At 52.7% G+C, this 12653-nt stretch carries 11 protein-coding genes and 1 tRNA gene; 4 read left to right on the forward strand and 8 right to left on the reverse strand.

What is annotated here, in order from left to right; genetic code table 11:
• Positions 1-3 precede the first annotated feature (3 nt).
• Together aroC and prmB are read right to left on the reverse strand one after the other, a co-directional pair.
• Positions 4-1089, reverse strand: a complete 1086-nt coding sequence (gene aroC / locus ACLD4F_RS07150; protein WP_000918457.1) for a chorismate synthase — start codon at positions 1087-1089, stop codon at positions 4-6.
• 35 nt (positions 1090-1124) lie between these two features.
• On the reverse strand, positions 1125-2057 hold the full coding sequence (gene prmB / locus ACLD4F_RS07155) for a 50S ribosomal protein L3 N(5)-glutamine methyltransferase (RefSeq protein WP_001542329.1): 933 nt from the start codon (positions 2055-2057) through the stop codon (positions 1125-1127).
• 165 nt (positions 2058-2222) lie between these two features.
• On the opposite strand from prmB, the gene smrB reads away from it, so the two are divergent.
• Entirely contained in the window at positions 2223-2774 is a 552-nt protein-coding gene (gene smrB / locus ACLD4F_RS07160) for an endonuclease SmrB (protein WP_000730794.1), read from the forward strand.
• 99 nt (positions 2775-2873) lie between these two features.
• On the opposite strand, the gene sixA is transcribed toward smrB, so the two are convergent.
• From sixA to ACLD4F_RS07180, 4 genes are all read right to left on the reverse strand, one after another.
• The gene (gene sixA / locus ACLD4F_RS07165) at positions 2874-3359 is read right to left on the reverse strand and encodes a phosphohistidine phosphatase SixA (RefSeq protein WP_001195800.1); all 486 of its coding nucleotides are present in this window, start codon (positions 3357-3359) and stop codon (positions 2874-2876) included.
• 208 nt (positions 3360-3567) lie between these two features.
• Positions 3568-5715, reverse strand: coding sequence for a fatty acid oxidation complex subunit alpha FadJ (fadJ, locus tag ACLD4F_RS07170; RefSeq protein ID WP_079944056.1), 2148 nt, complete (start codon positions 5713-5715; stop codon positions 3568-3570).
• Positions 5715-7025, reverse strand: coding sequence for an acetyl-CoA C-acyltransferase FadI (gene fadI, locus ACLD4F_RS07175; RefSeq protein ID WP_076935002.1), 1311 nt, complete (start codon positions 7023-7025; stop codon positions 5715-5717). The genes fadJ and fadI overlap by 1 nt, the downstream gene beginning before the upstream one ends.
• Positions 7026-7202: 177 nt before the next feature.
• The gene (locus ACLD4F_RS07180; RefSeq protein WP_000030904.1) at positions 7203-7487 is read right to left on the reverse strand and encodes a YfcZ/YiiS family protein; all 285 of its coding nucleotides are present in this window, start codon (positions 7485-7487) and stop codon (positions 7203-7205) included.
• Positions 7488-7857: 370 nt separating this feature from the next.
• On the opposite strand from ACLD4F_RS07180, the gene fadL reads away from it, so the two are divergent.
• Positions 7858-9165, forward strand: a complete 1308-nt coding sequence (gene fadL / locus ACLD4F_RS07185; RefSeq protein WP_111771840.1) for a long-chain fatty acid transporter FadL — start codon at positions 7858-7860, stop codon at positions 9163-9165.
• Positions 9166-9225: 60 nt separating this feature from the next.
• On the opposite strand, the gene mlaA is transcribed toward fadL, so the two are convergent.
• Entirely contained in the window at positions 9226-9981 is a 756-nt protein-coding gene (gene mlaA, locus ACLD4F_RS07190) for a phospholipid-binding lipoprotein MlaA (protein WP_000776787.1), read from the reverse strand.
• A gap of 288 nt (positions 9982-10269) precedes the next feature.
• On the opposite strand from mlaA, the gene ACLD4F_RS07195 reads away from it, so the two are divergent.
• Positions 10270-11211, forward strand: coding sequence for a formate/nitrite transporter family protein (locus ACLD4F_RS07195; protein WP_000377772.1), 942 nt, complete (start codon positions 10270-10272; stop codon positions 11209-11211).
• 75 nt (positions 11212-11286) lie between these two features.
• Positions 11287-11361, forward strand: a tRNA-Arg gene (locus tag ACLD4F_RS07200).
• Between the two features lie 156 nt (positions 11362-11517).
• On the opposite strand, the gene pgtE is transcribed toward ACLD4F_RS07200, so the two are convergent.
• Entirely contained in the window at positions 11518-12456 is a 939-nt protein-coding gene (gene pgtE / locus ACLD4F_RS07205; RefSeq protein WP_000716011.1) for an omptin family outer membrane protease PgtE, read from the reverse strand.
• Positions 12457-12653: the final 197 nt, after the last annotated feature.

Genomic DNA, 12653 nt, shown 5'->3' on the forward strand with positions numbered 1-12653 from the left:
TTCTTACCAGCGTGGAATCTCTGTCTTTACATCCGCATTCTGTGCCCGATGGCGCAGCAGGTGATCCATCAGCACGATCGCCAGCATGGCCTCTGCGATCGGCACTGCGCGAATCCCCACACACGGATCGTGGCGCCCTTTGGTGATCATCTCGACTTCTTCACCCATCCGGTTGATCGTACGTCCCGGCACGGTAATGCTGGAGGTAGGTTTCAGCGCCATATGCGCCACAATGTGTTGCCCGCTACTGATGCCACCGAGGATGCCGCCAGCGTGGTTGCTCTGAAAACCCTGCGCCGTGATTTCATCGCGATTCTGGCTGCCGCGCAGCGCCACCACGTTAAATCCTTCGCCGATCTCCACGCCTTTCACCGCATTGATGCTCATCAGCGCATGGGCGATGTCCGCATCCAGTCGGTCAAATACCGGTTCGCCAAGCCCTGCCGGCACGCCGCTCGCCATCACCGTCACTTTCGCGCCGATGGAGTCGCCCTCTTTTTTCAGCGCGCGCATCAGTTCGTCCAGCGCGTCAAGTTTGTCCGCATCGGGACAAAAGAACGGATTAAGCTCAACCTGACGCCAGTCTTTAATCTCCAGCGGAATGTCGCCCATCTGGGTCAGGCAGCCGCGGATTTCGATACCGAACTTTTCCGCCAGGTATTTCTTGGCGATCGCCCCTGCCGCTACGCGCATCGCGGTTTCACGCGCGGAAGAACGTCCACCGCCACGGTAATCGCGCAGGCCGTATTTCTGCTCATAGGTGTAATCCGCGTGCCCCGGACGAAAAACATCTTTAATCGCGCTGTAGTCCTGCGAGCGCTGATCGGTGTTTTCAATCAGCAGGCCAATGCTGGTGCCGGTCGTCACGCCATCAAACACGCCGGAGAGAATTTTTACCTGGTCCGGTTCGCGGCGCTGGGTAGTATAGCGCGAGGTGCCGGGGCGACGTCTGTCGAGATCGTGCTGCAGATCGGCCTCCGTCAACGGGATGCCGGGCGGCACGCCATCGACGATACACCCAAGCGCCAGCCCGTGTGATTCGCCGAAAGTGGTTACGCGAAAGAGTTGTCCAATTGTGTTTCCTGCCATCACGGCTCCGTTATCGTTGTTGTCGTTTGCGTGTTTTAATCTTTATAAATATTGAAATGTTCACGGGCCGCGAGCAACTGCGCTTTGGTCAACATAAAGACGCCATCGCCGCCGTTGTCAAACTCCAGCCAGGTGAACGGCACATCCGGATACTGCTCCATCAGATGTACCATGCTGTTTCCGACTTCACAAATCAGAACGCCGTCATCGGACAGATAATCCGGCGCATTCCCCAGGATACGGCGGGTCAATTTGAGGCCGTCAGTGCCGGACGCCAGCCCCAGCTCAGGTTCGTGGCGATATTCGTTCGGCAGATCGGACATATCCTCCGCATCGACATAAGGCGGGTTAGTGACAATCAGATCGTACTGAACTTTCGGCAGATCGCGGAACAGATCGGAACGGATTGGCGTCACGTGATGGATAAGACCGTGTTCTTCAATGTTATGCTCGGCGACAGCCAGCGCATCCGGCGAAATATCGACCGCATCAACCTCTGCGTCCGGGAAAGCATAAGCACAGGCGATGGCGATGCAGCCGCTACCGGTACACATATCCAGAATATATTTCGGCTGTTGGCTAATAAGGCCGGCGAAGTGGTTATTAATCAGCTCGCCAATGGGCGAACGCGGCACCAGCACGCGCTCATCGACATAAAATTCGTGGCCGCAGAACCAGGCTTTATTGGTCAGGTAGGCGACCGGGATACGTTCGTTAATGCGACGAATCACTCGCTCGACAATGCGGTGTTTTTCGCTGGACGTCAGCCGCGCGGTCCGCATATCTTCCGGAATATCCAGCGGCAGATAAAGAGACGGCAACACCAGTTGTACCGCTTCATCCCACGGGTTATCGGTACCGTGTCCATACCAGATATTCGCCGCGCTAAAGCGGCTTACCGCCCAGCGCAACATGTCCTGAATGGTATGCAGTTCACTTACTGCTTCATCGACGAAAATTTTATCCACGTATTCCTCCAGGGCATGCTCGCATTAAATTCGGCGGCTAGTTTGCCACGAAGACAGGGATAAATCAGCATTGACGCGGCGGGAGAATACGAAAAATCCGTTTTGACCGTTCGGATATCCTCCGGGTCGGGTAAACTAAGGCAAAAGATCAGACGAGACCCACGAATGAAAAAGAAAACATCGCTCAGCGAGGAGGACCAGGCGCTGTTCCGTCAGCTGATGGTCGGCACCCGAAAGATTAAACAGGATACTATCGTCCATCGGCCACTGCGCAAGAAAATCACGGAAGTCCCTACCCGAAGGTTAATTCAGGAACAGGCGGACGCCAGCCACTATTTTTCCGATGAGTTCCAGCCGCTGCTCAATACGGAAGGGCCGGTAAAGTATGTCCGTGAAGATGTCAGCCATTTCGAGCTAAAAAAAATGCGCCGCGGCGACTATTCGCCGGAACTGTTTCTGGATTTACACGGCTTAACGCAGCTTCAGGCCAAGCAGGAACTGGGGGCGCTGATTGCCGCCTGCCGTCGGGAACATATTTTTTGCGCCTGCGTCATGCATGGACACGGTAAACATATTCTGAAACAGCAAACGCCGTTATGGCTGGCGCAGCATCCGCATGTGATGGCCTTTCATCAGGCACCAAAAGAGTACGGCGGCGACGCCGCGCTGCTGGTGTTGATTGAAGTGGAAGAGTGGCAACCGCCCGAATTACCCTGATGCGGAATTGCCGGATGGCGGCGCAAGCGCCTTATCCAGCCTACGAACAGCCAGCGCTGTCGTAGGCCTGATAAGCGAAGCGCCATCAGGCAGCAAAGATTAAATCGCTTTCGCCATTTTCAGATTGCAGGGACTCATTTGCCAGTTGAATGTCCCCTTGCCGCTTTCATCAAGCGTAACGTTGGCAATTGCGGACGTCGTGAACATCGGCGGCGTTTCGCCCGGACAAAGCTCAGATACCAGGTATCCGACCAGAGGTAAGTGAGAGATCACCAGCACCGATCCGATCTCTTCATTGGCCAGCGCCTGGAGGTAGGCGCTGACCAGACCGACATCGCCACAGGGCGTTAGCTCCGGCAGGACATCCACCTGAGCCGGCAGATTCATACAATCGCCGACCACATCTAACGTCTGTTCGGCCCGAAGAAACGGACTCACCAGAACACGTTCGATATCCACTTTTTGACCTTTCAGCCAGTTCGCCATCAGGCGAGACTCGTCACACCCACAAGGGGTCAAGGGACGAACCGAATCACTGGCGGCATCGAGGGCTGCGTCGCCGTGACGCATGATAAAAACTTGCATATTGCACCGCTTTTGTTAACCAGTTTCACCAACACGCTTACCACATGCCCCTATTGGCTGCGGCAAAAATGCGGTGGCCGGCATTGTGCCTTATCCATTCACTGAATGAAACGCTGTTTTTTACCTCAATGGCGTAAGTATAGTCAATCCTTGATTATTATTTCGCCACTAAGGAGGCATTCAGTGCGGATTCATATTCTCTTTGACCTCAATTTCCCTGGTCAGTTTCCCCATTCGTCCAGAAATGCTCCCTGCGCTCCGCCATGCGCACTAATTGTTCACAAGGCGCGTAACGAGGACCGTAAAGTGCGGCCAGGCGCTGTAATGTCGCCACCATTTCACCCGGCCCGAGAGCATCCATATAGCGGAACGGGCCACCGAGAAACGGCGGAAAACCGATACCAAACACGGCGCCGATATCGCCATCGCGCGCGCTGCGAATCACTTTTTCGTCGAAACAGCGCGCCGCTTCGTTAAGCATTAACATGACACAGCGCTCTGCCACCTGCTGCGCAGACAGTCGACTCTGCCCTTGCACGCCAATAAGCTTATAAATAGCAGGGTCAACCTGTTTTTTGCTTTTACGCCCTTTTTCGCCATAAAGATAGAAACCGCGACCATTTTTTCTACCTTTGCGATCGTCATTCAAAATTGAAGCGACAACATTTGCAGGCGCGCTAAAACGTTCTCCATACGCCGCCTCAAGCACAGGAATAATTTTAGTGCCCGTGTCGATTCCTACCTCATCCAAAAGTTGGATTGGCCCCACCGGAAAACCAAATTTTACCAGGGCGGCGTCAATATGTTCGACACGTGCGCCTTCAGTCAGCATCCGAATCGCCTCATTGATATATGGCGCAAGAATTCGGTTAACATAAAACCCGGCTTTATCGCTGACGACTATCGGGGTTTTACCCTGTTTTTTCGCCAGCTTAACGGTCGTGGCGATGGTCTGCGCGGAAGTAGACGCGTGAGGAATGACCTCAACCAGCGGCATTTTCTCGACCGGGCTAAAAAAGTGCAATCCAATCACCTGTTCCGGTCTGGCCGCATTCGCCGCAATATCGCCAATCGGCAGGGAAGAAGTATTGGAGGCAAAAATGGTGTGAGCAGCGCAATTTTGTTCCACTTCCGCCACCATCTGTTGTTTTAACGGCAGATCTTCAAACACCGCTTCAATGACCAGATCACGATGACTGAAACCACGATAATCTGTCGAACCTGATATCAACGCCAATTGTTTATCGCGTTCGCTGGCTTTGATATGGCGGCGGCGTACTTTTGTTTCAAGCAGATCCCAGCTGTACTTCAGAGCATGATTGATCCCCTGAGTATTTATATCCTTAATTCGTACTGGCAATCCGCCTTTACAGGCCGTAACCCAGGCGATACCGCCACCCATTAACCCGCCGCCTAAGATGCCCACGCTGTTCAGCGGGCCGGGCGGCGCATCGCTACCGGGATCTTTTTTCACCTCGGTACTGGCAAAGAAAATAGCGCGCAGCGCCTGCGATTGAGGCGTCATCGCCAGCTCGCCGAAAGCGCGCGCTTCCGCGTCATAGCCGCTACTGCTGCCCTGCGCCAGTCCAGTTTCAATCACATCAATGATCCGCTCCGTCGCCGGATAATTACCCTGCGTTTTTTGCGCCGTCTTTTTACGCACCAGGCGAAATAACAGCGCGCGCCCCAGCGGCCCCGCCAGGATACGTTCCCGGACCGGCAATGTCCGTTGCGCCAGGCGTTCTTTTTTAGCCAGCTCGACAGCCGCTTCCAGTAAAATAGTTTGCGGCACCACATCATCAACCAGCCCGGCTTTAAGCGCCTGTCTGGCGCGAAGCTGTTTACCTGTCAGGATCATATCCAGCGCGGTACTGACCCCCACCAGCCGTGGAAGTCGCTGCGTTCCGCCCGATCCCGGTAAAAGCCCTAACTGTACCTCCGGCAGTCCGAGAACGGTTTTAACGTCGTCGGTACAGATGCGCCGATGGCAGGCCAGCGCCATTTCAAGGCCGCCCCCCAGACAGGCGCCGTGAATGGCGGCGATAACCGGAACAGGCAATGCCTGGATCTCCGCCATCAGTTGTTGCCCCTGACGCGCCAGCGTTTCCGCTTCCTGCGCGTTTTGGCAGTGGCCTATCATGTTGATATCAGCGCCAGCAATAAAGTTATCTGCTTTGGCTGAGATAAAAACAACGCCCTGCAACGCTTTATTTTCCCGGATTTGCTTCAGGATGGCGCGTACCTGCGCGGCAAACTCCGCTTTCAGGGTGTTCACCTTTTCTCCAGGGACATCAATAGCGACAACCGCGACATTATCCAGACGCACGTTAAGCATAAAAGCTGATGTGGTAGTCATTATTCCGCCTCCAGAACCATCGCCGCGCCAAGACCGCCAGCCGCGCAGGCCGTGACCAGGCCAAAACCTCCGCCCCGACGCCGTAATTCGTGCAACGTTTGGGTTATCATCCGCGCGCCCGTTGCGGCAAAAGGATGCCCGTAGGCGATTGAGCCGCCGAGCACGTTGAATTTAGCGTCATCCACCTCCCCTGTCGCCTGCGCACGACCAAGCACCTCACGGGCAAATCGTTCGCTGCCCAGCAGTTGTAAGTTCGCCAGAGTCTGAGCGGCAAACGCTTCATGCATGTCAAAAAGCGTCAGATCGGCCATCGTCAACCCGGCCCGCTCCAGCGCCAGCGGCGTTGACCAGGCCGGCCCCAATAGCATGTCCTGCCAGACATCAATAGCGGTAAAGGCGTAGCTGCGCAGATAACCAAGCGGGTGCAGCCCCAGCTCTTTAGCGCGGGATTCGGTCATCAGAATAACGGCGGCAGCGCCGTCGGTCAGCGGTGTACTATTGGCGGCGGTCACGGAGCCATGTTTTCTGTCAAAAGCGGGACGCAGTTTAGCGTAGTCCGCCAGCGTGGAGGTGCCGCGAATGTTGTTGTCTTCTGCAAAGGGGTTTTTATACGGCGGCACATAGGTCGTCATCACTTCTTCCGCCAGTTTGCCATCCGCCCATGCCTGCGCGGCGCGCTGATGTGAACGATGCGCCAGAGCGTCCTGCTGTTCACGCGTAATACCATACGTTTTCGCCATCTGTTCGGCGGTATCGCCCATGCGCAGACCGGTGGAATACTCAGCAACGGCGGGAGGAACGGGCAGCAGGTCGCGTAAGCGCAGACGAGAAAAAAGCGTCAGCCGTTGGCGGGTCGTCCGGGCTTTATTGACATCAACCAGTACCCGCGCCAGGGCTTTACTCACGCCTATTGGCAGTACCGACGACGAATCTGCGCCGCCAGCGATACCCGCGCGTATCGTGCCGGCCATCAGGCTTTCCGCCACATTCGCTACCGCCTGAAAACTGGTGGCGCAGGCGCGGCTTACGCTATAGGCATCGGTATGAACATTCATTCCCGTACCCAGCACAATTTCGCGCGCAATATTGGGGGCTTCCGGCATTTGTACTACCTGACCAAAAACCAGTTGCTCAATGGCATCGGCTGGAATTTCACTGCGCGCCAGCAGCTCGCCTACCACCATCTTGCCGAGATCAACAGCGGGAATACCATGAAATGCAGTGGCCTGACGAGCGAAGGGGGTTCGTAACCCACTGACAATAGCAATGCGATCGCCCTGGCGGGTGACCAACGGTAAAGCCTGACGCATAGTACTCCCCTGTAAAAAAATAAATTAGTGGTCTGACCTGATCACAGTCTTAACCAATTTTTTACATTTAGCCAAGCAGAGAGAAAAGAAAGTGGGAGCTAAGGCACAGTGAAGGGAAGCGACAAAAAAAGAAAACGCCTCCGCCAGATGATGACGGAGGCGTCGTGAATGAACGGATTAACGCAGGCCGAGCTGGAAGATCAGCGTTTCTGCTTCGCAGGCGAAAACAAAATCAATATCCAGACGAACGCCTTCGGATTCCTCGGTAAAGGTTGGCGTAATTTGGCAAGGTTCAGACTCCACGCTACGCGCTTTTTCGGTTAACGCCGCCAGCGTCTCTTCAGCCTCTGCGCGGGTAGCGAATACGCGGCTGTATGACGCGGTGCAATCGGAGTTGTCCATGATGGTTCCAACGTCCATACAGCAGCAAACCGGGGTTTCATCAGCACTGCATTTACTCATTGTAGATTTCCTCTGTATTTGCACCCAGGGTGCCAGATAAACGATGGGGATATTTTACGCTCCCGGCATTCGCCTCTCCAGTCGTTAATGGTGGGAAACGCGTTAAGTGACCGAAATCACACTTAAAAATGATCTAAAACAAAAATCGCGCGATCGGGAGACCGTTAAGCCCGCCGATTTTGCCAGCCAGATCTCGTTTCTAAGATCACAATTGAAAAAACTTATAAACATACTTGCAACATTCTAGCTGGTCAGACCTATACTCTCGCCACTGGTCTGATTTCTAAGTCGTACCGCAGACCCTACACTTCGCGCTCCTGTTACAGCATGTAACATAGTTTGTATAAAAATAATCAATGAGGTTATGGTCATGAGCCAGAAAACCCTGTTTACAAAGTCTGCTCTCGCAGTCGCAGTGGCAATCATCTCCACCCAAGCCTGGTCTGCAGGCTTTCAGTTAAACGAATTTTCTTCCTCTGGCCTTGGCCGGGCCTATTCGGGTGAAGGCGCAATCGCAGATGATGCGGGTAACGTTAGCCGCAACCCGGCGTTAATTACTATGTTTGACCGCCCGACGTTTTCAGCGGGCGCGGTTTATATTGATCCTGATGTTAATATTAGCGGGACATCGCCATCTCGTCGGACGTTAGATGCGGATAACATCGCGCCGACGGCCTGGGTGCCGAACGTCCATTTTGTCGCCCCGATTAACGATCAGTTTGGCTGGGGGGCTTCTATTACCTCTAACTATGGTCTGGCGACAGAGTTTAACGACACATACGCCGGCGGCTCGGTAGGCGGTACGACCGATCTTGAAACCATGAACCTGAATTTAAGCGGTGCTTATCGCTTAAATGAGGCCTGGAGCTTCGGCCTCGGCTTTGATGCGGTATACGCGCGTGCGAAAATCGAACGTTTTGCGGGCGATTTAGGCCAGTTGGTCGCGGCACAGAATCCGGCGCTGGCGCCGGTCGCGGGTCAGATTCCCAGCGACACCAAGATTGCCCACCTGAACGGTAATCAGTGGGGCTTTGGCTGGAATGCCGGTATCCTTTATGAACTGGATAAAAATAACCGCTACGCGCTGACCTACCGCTCGGAAGTCAAAATTGACTTTAAAGGCAACTACAGTAGCGATCTTCCCATCGCTATAAACCAATTTAATCTGCCTATCCCAACGGCAACCGGCGGCGCGACGCAGTCAGGCTACCTGACGCTGAATCTGCCGGAAATGTGGGAAGTGTCCGGTTATAACCGTGTGGCGCCACAGTGGGCCATCCACTATAGCCTGGCCTATACCAGCTGGAGTCAGTTCCAGGAATTGAAGGCAAAATCGACCGCCGGCGATACGCTCTTTGAGAAGCATGAAGGCTTTAAAGACGCTTACCGCATTGCGTTGGGTACCACCTATTACTACGATGACAACTGGACGTTCCGTACCGGTATCGCCTTCGATGACAGCCCGGTACCAGCGCAAAACCGTTCTATCTCTATTCCGGACCAGGACCGTTTCTGGCTGAGCGCCGGTACGACTTACGCCTTTAACAAAGATGCGTCTGTCGACGTTGGCGTCTCTTATATGCATGGTCAGAGCGTGAAAATTAATGAAGGCCCTTATCAGTTTGAATCTGAAGGGAAAGCCTGGCTGTTCGGTACTAACTTTAACTACGCGTTCTAATCTCTTTCTGAAACGGATCAAAAAGGTGAGCATTTCGCTCACCTTTTTATTTACTGCCGTTTATTCTGAGTCTATCTCTTTGAGTTCGTCCTGAATCGCCTGCGCGTTCGGGTTTTCCTGCGGCTTGAGTTTTCCGCCATTGGCGATAAAGTCATGACGCTGGAAGTACGCCTCGCGCACCATAATATAAGGATCGGAAGACTGGCGCAGCAAACCATCGGAGTCCAGCAACTGCGCGCGAGTTTCTATCCCTTCGATAGTCCATTTTCCTATGGACATTGGCCAGGTCAACCACGAGAGCACCGGATACAAGGTATCCGCCATATCCCCGCCATCTTCACGCAGCGTGAAGCTGCCGTAGAACGGAAGTTGCATATAAGGCCCATACCCCACGCCATAATGGCCCAGCGTACTGCCAAAGCGATGCGGTTCAACGCGCTGCAGCTTAGGATTCGCCATTCCCGCGACGTCAATAAAGCCGCCCATCCCTAATAAGGTGTTCAGGAAGAAACGAGTGAAATGCACCATACCCTGATAAGGATCGCCCTGCAGGAAATAGTTCACCATGATCGCCGGTTCTTCGAGGTTGCCGGTGAAATTACTTAAACCGTTACGCGCAGGCTGTGGAACATAATCACGCCAGGCGACCGCGACCGGCCGAACAACATACGGGTCCAGCACATTAAAGTTGAAGTTGTACATGGTGCGGTTAAACCCTTCAAATGGGTCTGAACGCCCCTGCTGTTCTGTACCGGAACTCGCACACCCGACCAGCAGTGTGGTTCCCAGCGCCAGCGCCGACAGGCGAAGCTTCATAGATGTCTCCCTGTGAATTATGGCTATCGCTGATTGCCATCCATGACGGAACGCTACCGTATCCGCCTGTTTAGGTGTGAGCGATTTTAACAGCACGTCAAACGATGTCTATATGCGCGATCTCATTGCTCTGAGCATAGCCTGGTAACGCAACAACGTGACGGCCCTATTCTAACGAAACAGATAAAAACGAGCGTGATCATTTTTATTTTTTCGGAGAATGCCCCGGCCTGGGTAAATGAAAAACCGCTACGCTTTATTAATATGTGTTAATCAGCAGGGATCATCATGGATAGCCTTAACGACGATAAAATTAACCGGCACAGCAGTGACCTGGAAGTTGAAAGCGAAGAAAAACAAAGCGGTAAAGAGATTGAGGTGGATGAAGATCGTCTTCCTTCCCGCGCCATGGCGATTCATGAACATATTCGCCAGGATGGTGAAAAAGAGATGGAACGCGATGCGATGGCTTTGCTCTGGTCAGCCATTGCCGCAGGACTTTCTATGGGGGCATCACTCCTGGCGAAAGGGATTTTCCACGTGCAGCTTGAAGGCGTTCCCGGCGGCTTTTTACTGGAAAATCTCGGCTATACCTTTGGTTTTATCATTGTCATCATGGCCCGCCAGCAATTATTTACTGAAAATACCGTTACCGCCGTATTGCCGGTAATGCAAAATCCCACTCTGAGTAACGTTGGCCTGCTGATGCGCTTATGGGGCGTAGTCTTATTGGGCAACCTTATTGGCACCGGGGTTGCGGCGTGGGCATTTGAATATATGCCTATATTTGATGAAGAGACCCGCGACGCCTTTGTCAAAATTGGTATGGAGGTCATGAAAAATAGCCCAACGGAGATGTTTGCCAACGCGATTATCTCTGGCTGGATCATCGCCACAATGGTATGGATGTTTCCTGCTGCAGGCGGGGCAAAAATTGTGGTCATTATTTTGATGACCTGGCTTATCGCGCTGGGCGATACCACCCATATTGTCGTCGGTTCCGTTGAAATTTTGTATCTGGTTTTCAACGGCACACTGCCCTGGAGCGACTTTCTCTGGCCCTTCGCCCTTCCCACACTTGCCGGAAATATCTGCGGCGGCACCTTTATTTTCGCATTAATGAGCCACGCGCAGATCCGCAACGATATGAGCAATAAACGTAAGGAAGAAGCGAGGCTACGCGGCGAGCGCCTGGAACGGGAGCGGAAAAAAGCGGAAAAACAGCGCTGAGTGGCGACGGTTTAACCAGTCAGGCGGCGCTACACTTACTCCGGCGAATAAAAAACGCTATACTGGCGCCGCGTTGTCCCCTTAGTTAAATGGATATAACGAGCCCCTCCTAAGGGCTAGTTGCAGGTTCGATTCCTGCAGGGGACACCATTGATACCCAGGAAATTCTCTTCTTGCTGCATAGTCTTTCGAGCGGTTCCCCTTTCATGTTGCTTTTATTGCCCCTATGCAATATCACCGGACATGCCACACGTTCAGCAAAAAGTCGTCATCGGCCGGTTATGACCGATGACATGCTGATGTGGTCTAGAAGCGGTACTGCAACCCCGCGGTAACCGTATAGTTATTATTAGCTATACCTGCGGCATCGCCACCAAAATACGCCGTATCACCGCTGGTTTTATCTATGATTTGCGTACCGCCCTTACCTTCTTCATATTTACTGTAAGCGAACTCAGCAAAGATTTTTGCATTACTGGTAATATAATATCCGGCGTCAATAGAAGCGCCATAATATCGTGAATTTTCCGTTTTTTCGCGGAAGGTAAGTTTGCGCATGTAGTGTTCGTCATTATCATGCGCATTTACCCAGTCGCTGTATTTAAACAGTACATTACACTCAAAGTCATTAATACGATAATCACCCGCCAGCCCGATATAGGGCATTTCGAAACGCTGGCTATAACCTATGCCGCGCACGCCATGAGGAAAGTTACCAATATACCGACCATTATCATAAATATAAGACCCGCCTCTTGCCGTCCAGCTAAAACGGGTTTCCTGATAGCCCGCTGTCACGCCCGCCTTGTAGTTATCGCCCTGCAATAACCAACCTTTCACGTTCAAATCGTATTCATTAGCATAGTTGGCGCTGGTGTCCGGATGAATTGAACGATCGGTCCAGCCTGGCTGCTCACTGCTCATCCAGTCATGGTCAACCATATGACCCGATCCCGACGCCAAAGACGTCCAGCCGCGGGCGTCCAGCGTCATGAACGAATAGGGCTCCCATGATAAATCCCCCTGCAACGTGGCGACATTTTTTATTTTCCAGTCCAGTTGACTCAGCTTCCGCCCGGTGTCGGTATCATAAACCAGCTCCCTGGATTTACCATTTAACACTCCCACGGAAAGGGATGTCGTGACGCTATCAGGAGAGACGTCCGGAATAAATAAGGTAGACTCCGCATAAACCGACTCAGAAAATACGGCGATCATCATTACTGCAATAGCATGTTTTTTCATTTCTCTTGTCCTCATATTCAGATGTAATCTGGAGAGGTGATGAAGTTTTCATCTTGTCAAATCGTCGGACAAGAGTACATTTATTACGCCAGAGAACTTGACGCATTTTTACCTTATATTGAAGTTAAGAAATAGAATTTGATGCTCAGGTGAATAATAAGCAATCTATAATCATGATGGAATGATTTACCATTACG

Source organism: Salmonella sp. 741265050_HSA (assembly GCF_046569445.1).
Lineage (GTDB): Bacteria > Pseudomonadota > Gammaproteobacteria > Enterobacterales > Enterobacteriaceae > Salmonella > Salmonella enterica.